General features: G+C 44.7%; 13 protein-coding genes. 9 read left to right on the top strand and 4 right to left on the bottom strand.

What is annotated here, in order from left to right:
- The first annotated feature begins 96 nt into the window (after window positions 1–96).
- The 5 genes from carA (at window position 97) to ctlX (ending at window position 6,527) form a co-directional block, all read left to right on the top strand.
- Window positions 97–1,206 carry a glutamine-hydrolyzing carbamoyl-phosphate synthase small subunit gene (carA, locus tag B7P33_RS03910; protein ID WP_097440623.1) on the top strand — a complete coding sequence of 370 codons (1,110 nt, stop codon included), beginning with the start codon at window positions 97–99 and terminating at the stop codon, window positions 1,204–1,206.
- A gap of 156 nt (window positions 1,207–1,362) precedes the next feature.
- Window positions 1,363–2,652, top strand: coding sequence for a phosphopyruvate hydratase (gene eno / locus B7P33_RS03905; protein WP_097440622.1), 1,290 nt, complete (start codon window positions 1,363–1,365; stop codon window positions 2,650–2,652).
- Between the two features lie 413 nt (window positions 2,653–3,065).
- The gene (locus B7P33_RS03900) at window positions 3,066–4,349 is read left to right on the top strand and encodes a citrate synthase (RefSeq protein WP_097440621.1); all 1,284 of its coding nucleotides are present in this window, start codon (window positions 3,066–3,068) and stop codon (window positions 4,347–4,349) included.
- Between the two features lie 288 nt (window positions 4,350–4,637).
- Window positions 4,638–5,594, top strand: coding sequence for an arginase (locus tag B7P33_RS03895; protein WP_097440620.1), 957 nt, complete (start codon window positions 4,638–4,640; stop codon window positions 5,592–5,594).
- Between the two features lie 3 nt (window positions 5,595–5,597).
- Window positions 5,598–6,527, top strand: a complete 930-nt coding sequence (gene ctlX / locus B7P33_RS03890) for a citrulline utilization hydrolase CtlX (protein ID WP_097440619.1) — start codon at window positions 5,598–5,600, stop codon at window positions 6,525–6,527.
- On the opposite strand, the gene lepB is transcribed toward ctlX, so the two are convergent.
- The 4 genes from lepB to B7P33_RS19220 all read right to left on the bottom strand — a co-directional run bounded on the left by lepB (window position 6,517) and on the right by B7P33_RS19220 (window position 11,538).
- Window positions 6,517–8,061: a signal peptidase I gene (gene lepB, locus B7P33_RS03885; RefSeq protein WP_097440618.1), complete on the bottom strand. Its 1,545-nt coding sequence runs from the start codon at window positions 8,059–8,061 to the stop codon at window positions 6,517–6,519. The genes ctlX and lepB overlap by 11 nt on opposite strands.
- 519 nt (window positions 8,062–8,580) lie before the next feature.
- Window positions 8,581–9,579 (bottom strand): helix-turn-helix domain-containing protein, encoded by a 999-nt coding sequence (locus tag B7P33_RS03880; RefSeq protein WP_097440617.1) that lies wholly within the window; start codon window positions 9,577–9,579, stop codon window positions 8,581–8,583.
- 10 nt (window positions 9,580–9,589) lie between these two features.
- A complete protein-coding gene (locus tag B7P33_RS03875) occupies window positions 9,590–11,068 on the bottom strand; it encodes a BCCT family transporter (RefSeq protein WP_097440616.1) in 1,479 nt (492 codons plus the stop codon).
- 53 nt (window positions 11,069–11,121) lie between these two features.
- A complete protein-coding gene (locus B7P33_RS19220; RefSeq protein WP_141402384.1) occupies window positions 11,122–11,538 on the bottom strand; it encodes a hypothetical protein in 417 nt (138 codons plus the stop codon).
- A gap of 125 nt (window positions 11,539–11,663) precedes the next feature.
- Here B7P33_RS19220 and argS point away from each other — a divergent pair, with 125 nt between their 5' ends.
- From argS to B7P33_RS03855, 4 genes are all read left to right on the top strand, one after another.
- Window positions 11,664–13,451 (top strand): arginine--tRNA ligase, encoded by a 1,788-nt coding sequence (gene argS, locus B7P33_RS03870; RefSeq protein WP_097440791.1) that lies wholly within the window; start codon window positions 11,664–11,666, stop codon window positions 13,449–13,451.
- A gap of 193 nt (window positions 13,452–13,644) precedes the next feature.
- Window positions 13,645–15,168, top strand: coding sequence for a sulfatase (locus B7P33_RS03865; RefSeq protein ID WP_097440615.1), 1,524 nt, complete (start codon window positions 13,645–13,647; stop codon window positions 15,166–15,168).
- 17 nt (window positions 15,169–15,185) lie between these two features.
- Window positions 15,186–15,968, top strand: coding sequence for a zinc-dependent peptidase (locus B7P33_RS03860; RefSeq protein ID WP_172435846.1), 783 nt, complete (start codon window positions 15,186–15,188; stop codon window positions 15,966–15,968).
- 57 nt (window positions 15,969–16,025) lie between these two features.
- The gene (locus B7P33_RS03855; RefSeq protein WP_097440613.1) at window positions 16,026–17,840 is read left to right on the top strand and encodes an alkaline phosphatase; all 1,815 of its coding nucleotides are present in this window, start codon (window positions 16,026–16,028) and stop codon (window positions 17,838–17,840) included.
- Window positions 17,841–18,009: the final 169 nt, after the last annotated feature.

Below are 18,009 nucleotides of genomic sequence, written 5' to 3'. Positions count from 1 at the left end.
AATTTATATAAACCCTTTTTTAGGGGACTTGATAGGCGGAAAGAGATCCATTTTTAGGTGGGTTGGGTGATAGGCCTGTCACAAAACTAAATATCTGTGAAATATCAAACGAAAAAAGACGCCTTGATCTTGTTGGAAGACGGAACCATCTTCCATGGTAAGGCAGTAGGAAATCAAGAAGGGACCGCCTTTGGCGAAGTATGTTTCAATACCGGAATGACCGGTTACCAAGAGATCTTTACCGATCCGTCTTATTTTGGTCAGCTTATGGTTACCACCAATGCCCATATTGGTAACTATGGCGCTATGGCCGAAGAGGTAGAATCCGAAGGAATAAAAATCTCGGGCTTGATCTGTCGTAACTTCAGTTATGAGTTCTCAAGGCCCAATGCCGAAAGTTTAGAGGATTTTTTAAAGGCCCACAAATTATTTGCTATTTCCGATGTAGATACACGGGCCTTGGTGGCCTATATTAGGGAGCATGGGGCCATGAATGCGGTAATCTCGACCCGCGTAGGCGATGTAGACGGTCTTAAGGCCGAATTGGCCCAAGTACCGAGTATGGAAGGCTTGGAGCTGGCCTCTAAAGTGTCTACCACCGAGCCTTATTTCTTTGGGGATGAAAACGCCACATTTAAAGTAGCGGCCCTTGATATTGGGATTAAACGCAATATCTTAAAGAACTTGGCCGATCGTGGTGCCTATATCAAGGTGTTTCCTTACAATGCCGATTTTGCAGATATGGCTGCCTGGGAGCCCCATGGATATTTTATTTCGAACGGACCTGGGGATCCAGAACCGTTGACCGATGCTATCGCCGCTGCCCAAAAAATGATAGGATCTAACAAACCGGTATTCGGAATTTGCTTGGGCCATCAGGTATTGGCCTTGGCTAATGGGGTTACTACCTATAAAATGCACAACGGTCACAGAGGTATCAACCATCCGGTTAAAAACCTGGCAACGGGCAAGGGTGAGATAACCTCGCAGAACCATGGGTTTGCCGTGAATAGGGAGGCTGCCGAAGCCAACGAAGCCCTAGAGATTACCCACTTGCATTTGAATGACAATACAGTTGCCGGACTTAAGATGAAAGACAAACCCGTTTTCTCGGTCCAATACCATCCCGAGGCAAGTCCGGGACCACACGATTCCCGTTACTTGTTCGACGAATATTTCGAACGCCTAAAGGAGGGGAACAGCTAGTGCTTAAAGAGGAGTTGAATTTCTATTCAAGTGCTATATCGTTATAGTTGAAAAAAACCTGTAAAAGGTTGTCATATTGGGGGCAGATCCAAGGGTCTAGCCCCCTTTTCTTTTTATCTTTGTGAAGAACTTTAAGAATTCTAAAAAACCGAAGACATGAGTATAATCCTCAGCGTGCATGCACGACAGATTTTGGACTCCAGGGGTAACCCGACCGTAGAAGTAGATGTTGTTACCGATAGCGGTGTATTGGGTAGGGCGGCCGTTCCATCCGGCGCTTCAACCGGCGAACACGAGGCCGTAGAATTACGCGACGGTAGCGATACCTATATGGGTAAGGCCGTATTAAAGGCCGTTGAGAATGTAAATACGACCATTGCCGAGGCGGTGGTAGGTGTTTCGGTTTTTGAGCAGAATGCTATCGATCAATTAATGATCGAATTAGACGGTACTTCCAATAAAGGAAACTTGGGTGCCAATGCCATTTTGGGGGTTTCTTTGGCCGTAGCCAAGGCAGCAGCCAATGAGTTGGGCATGCCTTTATACCGTTATGTGGGCGGGGTTAGTGCCAACACCCTTCCGGTTCCTATGATGAACATTATTAACGGGGGCTCGCATTCCGATGCGCCGATCGCTTTCCAAGAGTTTATGGTTATGCCGGTTAAGGCCGAAAGTTTTACCCATGCCATGCAAATGGGAACTGAGATTTTCCATCACTTGAAAAAAGTATTGCATAGCCGTGGTTTAAGTACCGCTGTGGGCGATGAAGGTGGTTTTGCCCCCACCTTGGATGGTACCGAAGATGCCTTGGATACCATTGCAAAAGCCGTAGGTAACGCCGGTTATAAATTTGGTGAAGAGGTAATGATCGCTTTAGATTGTGCCGCTGCCGAATTCTATGTAGACGGGAAATATGACTATACCAAGTTCGAAGGGGAAAAAGGAGCCGTTCGTACCTCAGAGGAGCAGGCCCAGTATTTGGCCGAGCTTTGCGGTAAATACCCGATTATCTCTATCGAAGATGGTATGGATGAAAACGATTGGGACGGCTGGAAAGCCTTGACCGATAAAGTGGGAGACAAAGTTCAGCTGGTAGGCGACGATTTATTCGTAACCAATGTAGAGCGTTTGTCACGTGGTATCGAGAACGGTATAGCCAATTCCATTTTGATCAAAGTAAACCAGATCGGTACCTTGACCGAAACGATCGCGGCCGTAAACATGGCCAAGAATGCTGGTTATACTTCCGTAATGTCGCACCGTTCCGGGGAGACCGAAGACAACACCATAGCCGATTTGGCCGTGGCTTTGAATACTGGGCAGATCAAGACCGGTTCGGCTTCAAGATCCGATCGTATGGCCAAATACAACCAATTGCTTCGTATAGAGGAAGAATTGGGCCAAGTAGCGTATTACCCGAAAGAAAATGCCTTTAAGGTAAAATAATATTGAAGTTTCTTTAAAAGTAATGGCTTTGTTGAGATGTCAGGCTGAGCGCCGTGTCTGCCGACAGGCAGGCAGTCGAAGTCAATTAAGGACTAAGTAGTTTAATACTATTGATACTGTGGCAGAATTAGTCGTATGATTACTTTTTAGAAACTAAGTAAGATGCTTAATTGTTGTACTGAGAAAAAGGGGTGTCCGTAAAAGGGCATCCCTTTTTTCTTGAACCTGATCGATGTCATGGGATGGCCGTTGTCATATTCATAAATTAGGTGCCGAAAACGGAGAATATGTTAATGGGTGGACACAACACGGCCTACTTCTGTTAAGAAACCTATAATTGGCGACTTCCCAATTGTTAAGAATTAACCATTTTCGTAAATTTACCGTGCAAAAATTAACAGTAAAACGATATAATGTCAGACAGCGCGTTTTTAGAATATAAAGGAGAAAAGTATGAGTTGCCCGTAATTGAGGGCACCGAAAAGGAATTGGCCGTTGATATCAAAGCCCTTCGTGGTCAAAGTGGTATCATTACCATTGATCCCGGATATAAAAATACAGGGTCGTGTAAAAGTGCCATTACCTTTTTAGATGGTGAAAAAGGCGTGTTGCGTTATAGAGGGTATTCTATTGAAGATTTGGCCGAAAAAGCCGATTTTTTGGAAGTGGCCTATTTGTTGATTTTTGGCGAATTGCCTAATACCGATCAATTAGAAAAATTCCATAACGATATTAAGGCCGAGTCGCATGTAGATGAGGAAATGAAAAAGATTTTGGATGGTTTTCCAAAGTCGGCACACCCAATGGGGGTATTGTCTTCATTGACTTCCGCTTTGATCGCTTTTAACCCCTCTTCGGTAAATGTTTCCTCTGAAGACGAAATGTACCATGCCATTGTACGTATTTTGGCCAAGTTCCCCGTTTTGGTGGCCTGGACCATGCGTAAGAAGAAAGGACTGCCTTTAGATTATGGCGATGATAATTTAGGCTATGTAGAGAATATCTATAAAATGATGTTCAAAAAGCCGAACAAAGAATATCAGAAGAACCAGATTATCATCGATGCGTTGGATAAGTTATTGATCCTACACGCCGATCACGAGCAAAACTGTTCTACCTCTACGGTACGTATCGTAGGATCGTCGCACGCAGGTCTGTTCGCTTCTTTATCTGCTGGTATCTCTGCCCTTTGGGGGCCATTGCATGGTGGTGCCAACCAGGCGGTATTGGAAATGTTAGAGGCTATTGCTGCCGATGGTGGCGATACCAAAAAATATATGGCCAAGGCCAAAGATAAGAGCGATCCATTCCGTTTAATGGGCTTCGGACACCGTGTGTATAAGAACTTCGATCCACGCGCCCGTATCATTAAAAAGGCAGCTGACGAAGTGTTGGGAGACCTAGGGGTTGACGATCCTATTCTCGATATTGCCAAAGGATTGGAGAAAGAGGCATTAGAAGATCAGTATTTTGTAGATCGTAAGTTATATCCTAACGTTGATTTCTATTCTGGAATCATCTATAGGGCCATGGGTATTCCGGTAGAGATGTTCACGGTAATGTTCGCCTTGGGCCGTTTACCCGGTTGGATTGCCCAATGGAAGGAAATGCGTGTAAACGGAGAGCCTATCGGAAGGCCAAGACAGGTATATGTTGGTGAAAACCACCGCGCCTTTGTAGACTTGGATAAAAGATAAAAGAAGCTTTTAAAAGCATAACAAACCGTCCTTGTGCAAACAGGGGCGGTTTTTTTTTATTAATAGCCCGTAGTTAATAGCATTTAGTTCGGTTCATGAAAAACCCCTCATCCCCAACCCCCTCTCCCTCAGTAGAGGGGGCTTAGTACTCCACTTATCCTAAAAGAACAGTTTGCTGTACTAGAAAAACCAACCACAAATCCCGGAATTGCTAGTCACTCTATCGGCACTTTCTTAAATTTGCGGCAGCATTATTAAAACATTCTTGATCAAGAAGCAGATTTGAATATGAAAACCATCAAAATCATAAAAAACAGGTCGGATATCGGAGCCGGTACCCGTGGGTCTGATATGGGTATAGATGCTATTGAAATAGCGGCCATTAACCAAAACAATTCCTATTTTGATCAGTATCCTTTCGAAGATGTTGAAACCGCGAACGAGAGTATATACGATAAGGTTAAGAACTCCTTCGCAAAGCGTATCGACTTTGTATTGCAACAGTGTACCCGAGTGGCTACGCATGTAAAATCGAATATAGCCGATGCTAATTTCCCACTGGTTATTTCTGGAGATCATTCCTCTGCATTAGGTACCATTAGTGGTATAAAGGCGGCCCATCCCGATAAAACCTTGGGTGTGGTATGGATCGACGCCCATGCCGATATACACTCCCCCTATACCTCGCCTTCTGGCAATATTCATGGTATGCCCTTGGCGGCTGCCTTGGCAGACGATAATCTCGACTTTCAGATCAATGAAGTAAGCGCGACGACTGTAGACCTCTGGGAGCAGATGAAAAATATCGGGGTAGACGGTCAAAAAGTAGCCCATAATCATTTGGTGTATTTTGGGGTACGAGATACAGAAGAGCCTGAAGATAGGCAAATGGAGAAGCAAGGCATCAAGAATTATACGGTAGCAGAAATGCGTTACCGTGGCCTGGAGACTTGTTTGGCCGAAGCTATCGAAAAACTTTCGGCTTGCGATATGATCTATATCTCCTTTGATGTAGATAGTATGGATTGCGATATGATTTCCTATGGAACCGGTACCCCCGTTCCCAAAGGTTTCGATCAGTATGAGGTCATTCAAATCATTAATGGATTTTTAAATACGGGTAAGGTAGCCTGCCTAGAATTGGTAGAAGTAAACCCTCTTTTGGATTTAAAAGGGAATAAAATGGCTGAAACCGCTTTTGAGGTGTTGGATGCCGTTACCGATACCTTAAAGAAAAACCTATAACCCATGGCGTCCCAAACCACGAATACCATACTCATGGTAAGGCCGGTGGCCTTTAAAAAGAATACCCAGACGGCTGTAAACAATTATTTTCAGCAAGATGGTCCACATGGCGATATAAATGCCATGGCCCAGACCGAATTCGATGCCTTGGTAAAACGGCTTCGCGAGCACGGAGTTCAAGTGTTGGTAGTTGAAGACACACAAGTACCCGATACCCCGGATAGTATTTTTCCGAACAATTGGATTTCGTTCCATGCAGACGGTACGGTAGGGGTGTACCCTATGTTCGCCCAGAACAGAAGGGCAGAACGAAGGGAAGATATACTCGAAATGCTAGAAGCCAAAGGTTTCGTTATTTCCGATATTGTAGATTATACCGAGGCCGAAGAAGAAGGGTTGTTTTTAGAAGGTACCGGAAGCATGGTATTGGACCGGGTACATCGAAAGGCCTATTGCGCCCTTTCGGATCGTGCCCATGAAGATTTGTTTATCGAATTCTGTGAAGATTTCGAGTACGACCCTATTTTGTTTACGGCCAATCAGACCGTAGGGAATCAACGCTTACCAATTTACCATAGCAATGTTATGCTATGTGTAGCCGAAACCTTTGCGGTAATCTGTCTGGAGAGTATAGACGATAAAAAGGAACGCAAAGTGGTTTTAAAACAATTGAAAGAGACGGGTAAGGAGGTAATAGCCATATCCGAAGCCCAGATGCATGCTTTTGCCGGCAATATGCTACAAGTGAGAGGCATGGGAGACCGCCGGTATTTGGTCATGAGTACGGCCGCCTATACCAGTTTACGTCCCGATCAGATCAAAACCTTGGAAAAACACAATCCTTTACTCCATAGTCCTCTAGATACTATTGAAACCTGTGGTGGTGGTTCGGCCCGTTGCATGATGGCGGAGGTGTTTTTGCCTAAGGCATAGTGGTTTTTCGACCTTTCCAGAGGTGTTGACCTAGCCGGATTGCGGCCAATAACCCTATAAACCACCACAAATAAGAGACGGGCTTTCCTGATCCGCCTACGGTGGTAAACAGGCGTTTCCAGCGTATTTTTTCGAACAAGTTTTGAGCGTGGGTATCGAAACTGAACCAAATGAACACGGGTTTACCAACGATATGGTCGTGGGGAATAAACCCCCAACTTCGCGAGTCTTCCGAATTATGACGGTTGTCTCCCATACCCCAATAATAATTTTGGGAAAAGGTGTAGCTGTCGGCGGGTTGGTCGTTGATCAAGATTTCCCCTTCTTTTTGTGCAAGGGTCTTGCCTTCGTAAACGGTAATCAGTCGTTTATAGAGGGGCAAGTTGGATTTTGTTAGCCGAATGGTCGTCCCTTTTTTAGGTATGACCAAAGGGCCAAAATTATCACCATTCCAGGCAAAGTTTTCGTGATGGGGAAAAGTACCCGGATCAAATTCCCCCGCTGGTTCTAGTTTCTTTTCCAGGGAAAGGATGTCTGGGTCTTTTTTCATTTTTGCGACCATGACTTCGGTGAGGCCCGGAAAGTAAATACCGTTGTTCCGTAACGGATAGTAACGGTCTGTAATGCCATATTTACGATACAGTTCCTTTGGACCAAAGCTTCTACGGGTTTTGGCCAAATAAGCATATTGGGGTTTGGCCCTGTCCGAGAGTTGTAATGGGCGACCATTAATGTATACATAACCGTTCTTGATCTCTAAAGTGTCGCCAGGGGTTGCCACACAACGTTTTACGTAATTTGATTTTTTGTCGACCGGTTTTTTAATGATACGGTCGGTATGGGTAAAGAATTGTTGCACCGTATCCGCAGGCCAATTGTACACGATGATATCGTTCTTTTTTATCTGTTGAAGACCGGGTAAGCGAAAATAGGGGAGTTGGGGTTGGTTTAAATAAGAACGTATTTTTAGTAGTGGTATGGTATCGTGCATCATGGGCAGGGCCAAGGGGGTCATTGGGGCCCGTGCACCAAAATGGAATTTACTCACCAAAACGAAATCACCCACCAATAAGGTTTTTTCCAAAGAAGAAGTGGGTATTACATAAGGCTGCATAAAATAGGTGTGTACCAAACTGGCCAATACGATGGCAAATACCAAAGAGCTGACCCAATCGCCCAAGGCACTTTTGGGGTTTGGGTCTCGCTCGGGCCTATGGGTCAGGTCTTTTCCGAAATAATTTAGATAAGCGATATAGCCTCCGAGACTTAAAAGGCAGATCAGGGCATCGGTCCGTGAAGTTTTGCCAAAACTACGCAGGGTTTCGATCCATACGGCCGGAATCATCAGTAGGTTTACTACGGGTAATACCAAAAGGATGAGCCACCACCAAGGTCTTCGGATAAGGCGCAGCAAAACCAAAAGGGAATATACGGGAATAGCCGCTTCCCAAATTTTCCTTCCGGACAGGGTGTAAAGTTTCCAAGTGGATAAAAAGTAAAATAGTTGGAAAAGGAGTAGGAACCCTATAAGCATAACGATGTTTTGCCGTCAAAAATGAAAGGAAATCTATAGGAAACTGTCCAGATTCCGGAATCGGGCAAACAAATATTCAAGGTGTCAATTTGGTGATTGGGAAATTTGAAAATGTTTTATGCGGAACGGACTGGAGAAAGAAAAGGTTGGTTAGTTTGAAGACATTCGTATGATTTGCACCTATAATAGGAGTCCATTTTTGATGGATTTCCAAGATGGATTGATGACGGTTTGTAATAGATGATAAGTGTCCGATGGTTAACCTTGAGAACGCTCCGCTACTAAAATGAAGAAACCTGAAGGTAATGGATAGCGTATTAATATCTGTTAGTTGTTCAAATAGTGGTGTAACATTGTCACGCTGAGCGCCGTGTCTGCCGACAGGCAGGCAGTCGAAGCGCATTTTAAAACGAAAATATGAATAGGGATTCGTGCCGATTAATATCGTTAACCTTCCTAGGGGAGAACAAGACACCCAACCTTAATAGTTCGTATTGGTTTGGCAAATTTTAGTCTGATTCAGGGCATATCGTGCCTCATTTTGTTCCTATAGGCCGAAGGGCTGGTACCGGTTGCCTTTTTAAAGGCCGCATTAAAGGCCGAGGTACTGTTAAAACCACAGTCATAGGCGATAGCCGCGATTTTAAGCTGTTGGTAGGCCGGGTCGGTAAGTAATCGTTTGGCCAGATCTACCCTATAACCGTTAATATAGTGCGTATAGTTTTGGGTCGTTTTTTGGTTGATGATTTGCGAGACTTCTTTTGCACTAATGCCGATATGTTTCCCTACTTTTTCTACATTAAGTTCGGTATCGGTATATAGTTTTTGTTGTTGCATGGCATCCTCCAGGTTATGCCAGCCCTTATCGATTTTGGAAATGGAAATGGCCCTGTTTTGGTATTTGGGTTTTAACTCGTTAATGATGTTGGCGTGAATAATTCCCCATCCACCAAAAAAGAAGACCAAGGCAGAGAATAACAAAGCGGCCCCGTCCGAAAAAGTGAGGATACCCAGTAAAGACAGTATAAGGTACAAGACGAGTAAAATTTGGGCGATCCCTAATTGAAACATCCAGTCTGCCAGGTTCTTTTTTAAGGCTTTTTGCCAGTTCGTTTTATAAATAGTGGTTAAAAGCATGACCGCCAAATAGAAAATACTGGCGCCCAATGTAGCTGCCGTGGGCGTTTTTTTAAAGGCTAGCAACGTTAAGGTGAACATACTGAATGCTATGGCCCAAAACGAGCGGTTCATTTTTTTAGGTAGGGTTTCGCCATATAGAAAGGCCATCCAAAATAGGGCCGCTAAAAAGATGGTGATACAAAACAACCAGGGGGTCCAAAAAATCCAGCTCAATAGGGTTGCCGCTAAGGATAAACTGAAACCAGCTAGGGCTATGATCCGTTTCGAACGGTTTTTAGGGTTGGCCAGTAGATAAATCCCCAGAAAAATGGCCAATACCGGCCCGATTAGGCTTATGGCAAACAATAGCAATTGATTAATGTCTTGGGATGATGACATGGTCGCGAACTTACTTTTTTCGGAGGCGTTTTACAAAAATATAACCCATAGGAATCATCAAAAAGGCAAAGGGCAATGAAGTAATGATCAATATTTTTTGAACAGACACCAATACATTGCCTTCCGGCCGTACCTCGCTTAAGCCTAAAAGCGCCAAAGTGGCCACCCAAATGATCATGGCCCAAAACAAGCGATGTTTTTTTTGAGGTACTAATTTTCCGCCGTCACTAAACATACTCAAGACGAAAATGGCAGAATCGAGTGAGGTTACCAAAAAACCAACCAAAACGATAAGGGTGATTATATTGAGAAAACTTGAGGCGGGTAAATGCTCGAAGAAAACGAAAATGGAATTGAATACATTATCGAACTCCCCAGAATAGGTGCCCCAAGATTCGATAAGTTCAAAAGCATGGCCGCCAAAGGTGCTAAACCAAACAAAAGTACCGATCGAGGGCACCAAAAGCACACCTAGAAGCAATTGCCTTAGGGTACGGCCCCTAGATATGCGAGCAATAAAGATGCCGGTAAATGGGGCCCATGCCAACCAAAATGCCCAATAATAAAAGGTCCAGTCGGTTAGAAAATCGATTCCGGGATTAAAACTGTCCCAAGCCAGGCTCATGGGGATAAAATCGATTAGATAATGCAGCGTGGCAGTAAGAAAATGGGAAAGGGTTTGGGACATAGCGGTGTTGAAAAACACATAGACCCAAATGCCAAGTGTCAATATGATATTGATTTTAGAAATAAGTTTTATCCCCTTTTCCAGGCCCTGCCAGGCCGAAATAAAGGCCAATACGACCAATACGGTGGTACTGCCCATCATAAACCCTGAAGGTAATTCGGTTTGGTAAAGGTGCTCGAGCCCGCCCGAAATTTGGGCCGCACCCAAACCCACGGCAGCAATAAGACCAAAAATGGTTGTGAGTATAGTTAGAATGTCGATGCCATTTTTAAACCAAGGATTGCGGGTACCCAAAGCAAGGCTTTCACTCAACCTAACCGGGGCCTTATCTATGAAAAGTACATAGCCGATTACCAAAGCGAAAAGGCCGTAAAAGGCCCAAGCTGTAATGCCCCATTGATAAAAGGTGAATTCGAGTGCGAGGGTTTGGGCATCCGTTCGGGCTTCAAAAGGTGGGTTTTGGTACATATACACGGGCTCTTGAACGGCCCTGAGCAAGATTCCCGCGCCCATTCCGGCACTATAAAGCATGGCAATCCAAGACCAAAACGAATGTTCGGGCCTATCGTTGGTGCTGCCCAAACGCTTTTTACCAAGAGGGGATAGCGCCAAAACCAAAAGGAAAAGCACAGAGCCCAGGCCTAAGTATAGATAGGCATGGCCAAAATAATTGCGAACCCCCAGCGAGATATGTTCAATGGTCGCATAAGTGGTTTCGGGAGCTGCGAAGGCTGTAACCACAAAAACAATTAGCGTTAAGGTCGCTCCCCAAAGTAAAGGGTTGTAGTTCCTTTTTTTGATAGGTCTAACTTTTTAGGATGCCCCCAAAGTTACACAATCCGTTTTTCGAAAATCTATCCCCAAAAAGAAGTAGTACTGTCGGCCTTGCGTTCCAAAAGTCGTTTTAGGTAGGCCTCGGCATCTTCTTTTTCTACATGGATGGAAATATACCTGCCATTGGCCCTAAGGGTATAGACACCATATTGGGCCCGGGTAATTTTGAGTTTGTAAAAGGGAATACACCAAACCATGCACATCTGCATACTTTGAAAATGGACCAAGATACCTTGGGGCCGCATTTCTAGATGGCATTTTTTAGAAGTATTGAAGAGCATCAGGTTTTGAAACCGGACACAGCAACTCACTATTTTTAAGGGAGACGAAATCGATTCGCCGAGTGTAAAGCGTTGGTCCAAGGGGATAGCTGGGCCAATCTCCCGATCTATCCGTTGTGTACCGTACGCTTCTGAAAAAGAAGTATTGTACAGCATGTTGGTCGTGTTAATGGTTATAACAAAACAACGAAATTAATTTTTATAAAATCATAAAATACCGGGAGTAAGTGAAAATTTAACATAGGAAAATGCTTAGTTTTGCTGCCGTAAATAGGGAAATGATGGATTTGCAACAACTTTTGGAAGCACAAGTAAAACAAGCGGTAAATACCCTTTTCGAAGTAGCCTTGCCTTCGGTAGAATTTCAGGCCACACGTAAAGATTTCGAAGGCGATATAACGGTTGTCGTATTTCCAATGTTGCGCCATATTAAGGGAAATCCGGTACAGATTGGGGAGCAGATCGGGGCGTATTTGACCGAAAATGTCGATGAGGTTTCCGGTTATAATGTCGTCAAAGGATTTTTAAACTTGGTGGTCTCTGAGGCCTACTACCTTTCTTTTTTCAATGGGGCCCGTAGCCAGGCCCAGTTTGGCTACGAAAAAGAACCAACAGATCAAACTTTAATGGTGGAGTATTCCTCCCCAAATACCAATAAGCCTTTACATTTAGGCCATATCCGGAACAACCTCTTGGGGTATTCGGTAGCCGAGATTTTAAAAGCGGCCGGTAACAAAGTCTATAAAACCCAGATCATAAACGATCGGGGCATACATATCTGTAAATCCATGTTGGCCTGGCAACGTTTTGGCAAGGGCGAAACCCCTGAATCCACAGGGCTTAAAGGCGATAAGTTGGTAGGGAACTACTATGTAGCCTTTGATAAGGCCTATAAAGCGGAGATAGAGACTTTGGTAGCCGGGGGTATGGAAATCGAAAAGGCTAAAAAAGAAGCCCCCATACTGTTGGAAGCCCAAGAAATGCTTAGAAAATGGGAAGCGGGCGATTCCGGGGTAGTCCAGCTTTGGGAAACCATGAACAAGTGGGTTTATGACGGATTCGATATTACCTATAAAAACCTAGGGGTAGATTTTGATTGCCTGTATTATGAGAGTAATACCTATTTGTTGGGTAAGGATTTTGTGAACACAGGTCTGGAAAAAGGCGTATTCTTTAAAAAAGAAGATGGTTCGGTTTGGTGCGACCTGACCGACGAAGGCCTCGATGAAAAAATCGTATTACGTGCCGATGGTACCGCTGTGTATATGACACAAGATATCGGTACGGCCATTCAACGGGTAACCGATTATCCCGATATTACCGGAATGGTCTATACTGTTGGTAACGAACAAGATTACCACTTTAAGGTGTTGTTTTTAATCCTAAAAAAATTAGGCTTCGATTGGGCCCAACGATTGTACCATTTAAGTTATGGTATGGTAGACCTGCCTTCCGGAAAAATGAAGAGTAGGGAGGGTACCGTGGTAGATGCTGACGACCTAGTGGTGCAAATGGCCGAAACGGCCGAAAAGATCTCCGAAGAACTGGGCAAATTGGATGCCTATTCCGAAGCCGAGAAAAAGGAACTCTACAAAACCATTGGATTAGGGGCCTTAAAATATTACATATTAAAGGTTGATCCCAAAAAACGCATTCTGTTCAATCCGGAGGAATCCGTCGATTTTCAAGGCAATACCGGGCCGTTTATACAGTATACCTACGCACGGATCCAGTCTATTTTGCGAAAAGCCGATTTCGATTATACCCAAACCATTGCCTTGACCGATTTACCCGAAGGTTTCCATGCCAAGGAAAAAGAGTTGATCAAACAGATCGAGCAGTTTCCTGAGGTATTACAAATGGCCGCCGAGCAATACAGTCCGGCCTTGATCGCCAATTATACCTACGATTTGGTTAAGGAATTCAACTCTTTCTATCAGAATGTCTCCATCTTGGGTGAGACCCAGGAGAAAGTAAAGGTTTTCCGGGTGCAATTGGCCGAAAAAGTAGGTTTGGTCATCAAAGATGCCTTTGCCCTTCTAGGGATTGAGGTGCCAGAGCGTATGTAGGAGCCCCCTAACCCCCAGAGGGGGAATTTATAAATAAATGGTTTAGGTTTTCGGTGTTGGATATGACCATCCCCCCGGGGGGATAAAAGGGGATGAACCAAACTAAGATACTATGGCTATGGGCCCTATTTTATCTAAAACCTATAAGGGCCATTCCCTTTTAAACTATCTTTAGGGCAAACCACAACAAACCATGCGATTATTACTTCTTTTAGTATGTAGTGCTTTGGCCATGCCATTATCTTCACAGGCACAGCAGCAACCAGAACGCCCTAATATTATTGTTTTTTTGGTCGATGATTTGGGCTGGCAAGATACTTCCGTACCCTTTTTTACTAGCAAGACCTCCTTGAACAAAAGATATCATACCCCGAATATGGAGCGTATGGCCCAATCGGGACTCAAGTTTACCCAAGCCTATGCCACGGCCGTATGCAGCCCGAGCCGGGTCAGTTATCTAACGGGAATGAACGCCGCTAGGCACCGGGTTACCAACTGGACCTTACATGCCAATGAGATAAAACCTATGGAAACTAACCATAAAACCTTGGATATCCCGTTTTGGAACGTGAACGGGGTTTCCGTGGAAGGTGTACCTAATTCCGTAAAAGCGGAGCCTTTGCCCAAACGCTTGGCCGAGGCCGGTTATACCACCATTCATTGTGGTAAGGCCCATTTCGGTGCCATAGGTACACCGGGCGAAGATCCACTAAAATTGGGTTTTCAGGTTAATATAGCCGGGCATGCCGCCGGGGCACCTGGAAGTTATTTGGGTGAGGATAATTATGGAAACGGCAATCCTAAACGAAAGGTTTGGGCCGTACCAGGTCTGGATACATACCATGGTACCGAGACCAATCTTACGGAGGCGTTGACCCTAGAGGCCAAAATAGCCCTGGAGGATGCCTTAAAAAAAGACAGTCCCTTTTACTTACATATGGCCCATTACGGGGTGCATACGCCTATAATGCAAGATCGAAGGTTCTATCAAAAGTATTTGGAAAAGGGTCTCGATACCATTGAGGCCAAATATGCCTCTATGGTAGAAGCTATGGATAAAAGCTTGGGCGATCTGCTCGACTTCTTGGAAGAAAAACAGATTGATGAAAACACCCTAGTTCTTTTTATGTCCGACAATGGTGGTTTAAGTGCCGTTGCCAGGGGTGGTGAAAAGCATACCCATAACAAACCGTTGGCCAGTGGTAAAGGTTCTATTTATGAAGGTGGTATTCGCGAACCCATGTTGGCCCACTGGCCTGCCGTAATCAAGGCGGGCACGACAACGGATCAACCCTTGATCATAGAAGATTTTTATCCGACCCTTTTGGCAGTGGCCGGTGTATCAATTGCGGCAACACCCCAAACCCTCGATGGGAAAAGTTTTACGCCCTTGTTTAGGGGGCAGCGAATGGACTATGAACGTAAGTTGTATTGGCATTTCCCCAATAAATGGGGCGGAACAGGCCCGGGTATAGGAGCCTATAGTGCGATCCGAAAAGGCGATTGGAAGTTGATTTATTTTCACGAAGACCAACACTTGGAACTTTTCAATCTTAAAGATGATATAGGCGAGACTCGTAATCTAGCGCTAGAAAAACCGCATAAATCCTTAGAATTAGCTGATCAACTTACTGAATATCTTAAGTCCGTTAAGGCGCAAATGCCTGTAGTTAAGGCTACGGGGAAACCAGTGCCTTGGCCTAATGCCGTTTTGTAAATCGCTATGGGATGGATATGGAAACCGTGATTATAACCGGACTCGTTTTATTTGGGGTGTTATTGCTTAGTTTTTTTATCCGCCTAAGCGAAGGTTTTATAGGATTTAGGAAGCGAAAGTACCCCTTACGTGCCGCCCATATCGATTTTTTAAAGGGTTCGTTCCCGTTTTACCAGAGCCTTAACGAGAAAGATCAAAAACGATTTCAGGAGCGTTTGGTGCGTTTTTTAAACCGGAAACGTATCCGGTTTCAAGGAAAGATGGCCAATACCGAGGTTATTGAGTTGTTGATCGGCGCCACGGCCGTTTCGCTGAGTTGGGGGTTAGATCGGTACTGGTACCCTTCGGTGAAACGTATTGTGGTCTATCCGGACAGTTATTTTTCCAAGTCGAACCAAAAGCGGCATTATGGCGAATTCAACCCAAAACTGAAGACCTTGGTGCTTTCCCGTAAAAAACTGTTGGAAGGTTTTGCTGATGGCTTTGATAACAAAAACCTGGCCTATCACGAGTTGGCCCATGCTTTGGTTTTTTCCATGTTGCGGGGCCGTTCTTATGAAAGTAGGCGGTTTACCGTAGGACTAAGGGCCATCCAATTGCGTTTTGCAAACCCTGATTTTCGAGAGAAAATGAGACGTACCGAATATTTTAGGGCCTATGGCGAGTCTAATATCCATGAGTTTTTTGCCGTATCGGTTGAGAATTATGTGGAAACCCCGGGTTTCTTTAACAAGGAATTCCCGAAAATGTACGCCATTTTAAAAACCATGCTAAAACACGAGTTTATCGAACTATGTTAACCCTAGGGTAATGTATAGGGCTTTTATTTTTTATAGGTTGCGCCAAAATCCAAACCCATGTTCCGAAACCTGATTCTTTGTAGTTTTTTATTCCTTTCTAAGGGATTGATGGCCCAATCGCCCGAGGTAAAGATCCATTCCCATAACGATTATCAGCAAGAAACCCCATTCTGGAACGCCTTTTCGGCCAAAGCGGCCTCTATTGAAGTAGATGTGTTTTTAAAGAATAGGCAATTGTATGTGGCGCACGAAGAAGAAACGATCAGCACGGCCCGTACTTTGGCTACAGATTATTTAGCGCCTTTAGAAACCATTGCGGCGCGCTATGGTACCGAGCGTTTAGGGTTTCAATTAATGATCGATTCGAAAACCGAGGCCTATACCACTTTGAAGGCCATTGATGCCGCCTTACAACCTTACTTGGTTTTTTTATGGCCTAACAACCCGGATGGGGTGCGGGTTGTTATTTCTGGTAAAAGACCCAAACCGGCCGATTATGGCCAATACCCAGACTACATCCAATTCGATTGCCAAAATATGGATAATGTACCCTCTGCGGCTTGGCAAAAAATAGCCATGATCAGTACGGGCTTTTATCGGTTGTCGCGATGGAATGGAAAAGGTCGTTTTACCCACAAAGATTTGGAACGGGTTACCGCCTTTATAGCCAAGGCTAAATCTTTTGAAAAGCCTGTGCGCTTGTGGGCTACCCCAGATAGTAAAACGGCTTGGAAAAAACTGTATGACCTCGGGGTCGATTATATTAATACCGACCATCCGCAGCGAGTGCGTATGTTTTTCGATGGTCTGGAAGATTGCGAATCACAACTAACCAAAAAGAAGGAAGTGTACCGACCTTCGTATGATTATATACAGACAGGGAAGCGACCTAAAAATGTCATTTTAATGATAGGCGATGGTATGGGACTGGCCCAAATTAGTGCGGCCACCTTGTCGAATGGAGGTCAATTAAGCCTTACCCAACTGACTGACATTGGATTTGTACAGACCCAAGCCACAGACGATTTTACTACCGATAGCGCCGCCGGTGCCACGGCCTACGCCACAGGGGTGCGTACCAATAATAGGGCCATTGGGGTTGGGCCAAACGGTAAACCACTGGGAAATCTGCCCCAATTGTTATCGCAAAAAGGATGGCATACCGCTTTGATTACCACCGATGCCCTTACCGGAGCCACGCCGGGGGCCTTTTATGCCCATGTGGTTGATCGTGGGGAAGAAGAAACTATGGCCAAACAGTTTGTTGAAAATCCGTTTACCCTATTTGCAGGGGCGGGCAAAGCCAATTTCTCTGCAAAACAATTGGAACGTCTGGAAGAAAATGGTTTTGAATGGGCCGCATCGGTATCGGAGGTATCCCAAAAGGGTCAGGCAGGTCGATTGGGTCTGTTTTTGGCCGAGGGTGCATTGCCCGCGAAAATGGACGGGCGTGGAAATCTAATGCCAGAACTAATGGAAGGGGCGCTCAGATATCTGAAGTCCAAAAAGAAACCTTTCTTCATGCTCATGGAAAACGGTATGGTCGATTCTTTTGGGCATGCCAACCACACCCAAGGAATTGTTACTGAAGTACTCGATTTCGATGCTTGTATAGCCCAGGCACTTCGATTTGCAGATGGGAATAATGAAACTTTGGTAATAGTTACGGCCGATCATGAGACCGGTGGATTTAGTCTACCCCAAGGGCACATGGAACAGGGGTATATTCAAGGCGATTTTACCACCCACGACCATACCGGTATTATGGTGCCTATTTTTGCCTATGGGCCCGGGGCCGAACATTTTAAAGGGGTGTGCAGGAATAATCAAGTGTTTGATAAAATCCTTGAAGCCCTTGAAATTGAGCCTTAAATCATTACTTTTTGTTACGAACGTAAATCAAGAGTTGAACTCTCTGTGGTCCTCTGGGCTACTCTGTGAAACTCTGTGTAACAACACATAAGGTTCAAGTTACACAGAGGAACGCCGAGAATACGCAGAGTTACACTGAGATATTGCATTTGGTTTTCAATAGATTACA

This window comes from Sediminicola luteus (assembly GCF_002514735.1).
In the GTDB taxonomy this organism is placed as follows: Bacteria; Bacteroidota; Bacteroidia; order Flavobacteriales; family Flavobacteriaceae; genus HQA918.
Note: the sequence above shows the minus strand (reverse complement) of the source record. Positions and strands in the feature narration are given on the sequence as shown.

Coding starts and splice junctions, on each gene's coding strand:
- eno (WP_097440622.1), top strand. CDS start 1,363: ATGAGTATAATCCTCAGCGTGCATGCACGACAGATTTTGGACTCCAGG.
- B7P33_RS03900 (WP_097440621.1), top strand. CDS start 3,066: ATGTCAGACAGCGCGTTTTTAGAATATAAAGGAGAAAAGTATGAGTTG.
- B7P33_RS03895 (WP_097440620.1), top strand. CDS start 4,638: ATGAAAACCATCAAAATCATAAAAAACAGGTCGGATATCGGAGCCGGT.
- ctlX (WP_097440619.1), top strand. CDS start 5,598: ATGGCGTCCCAAACCACGAATACCATACTCATGGTAAGGCCGGTGGCC.
- lepB (WP_097440618.1), bottom strand. CDS start 8,061: ATGCTTATAGGGTTCCTACTCCTTTTCCAACTATTTTACTTTTTATCC.
- B7P33_RS03880 (WP_097440617.1), bottom strand. CDS start 9,579: ATGTCATCATCCCAAGACATTAATCAATTGCTATTGTTTGCCATAAGC.
- B7P33_RS19220 (WP_141402384.1), bottom strand. CDS start 11,538: ATGCTGTACAATACTTCTTTTTCAGAAGCGTACGGTACACAACGGATA.
- argS (WP_097440791.1), top strand. CDS start 11,664: ATGGATTTGCAACAACTTTTGGAAGCACAAGTAAAACAAGCGGTAAAT.
- B7P33_RS03865 (WP_097440615.1), top strand. CDS start 13,645: ATGCGATTATTACTTCTTTTAGTATGTAGTGCTTTGGCCATGCCATTA.
- B7P33_RS03860 (WP_172435846.1), top strand. CDS start 15,186: ATGGAAACCGTGATTATAACCGGACTCGTTTTATTTGGGGTGTTATTG.
- B7P33_RS03855 (WP_097440613.1), top strand. CDS start 16,026: ATGTTCCGAAACCTGATTCTTTGTAGTTTTTTATTCCTTTCTAAGGGA.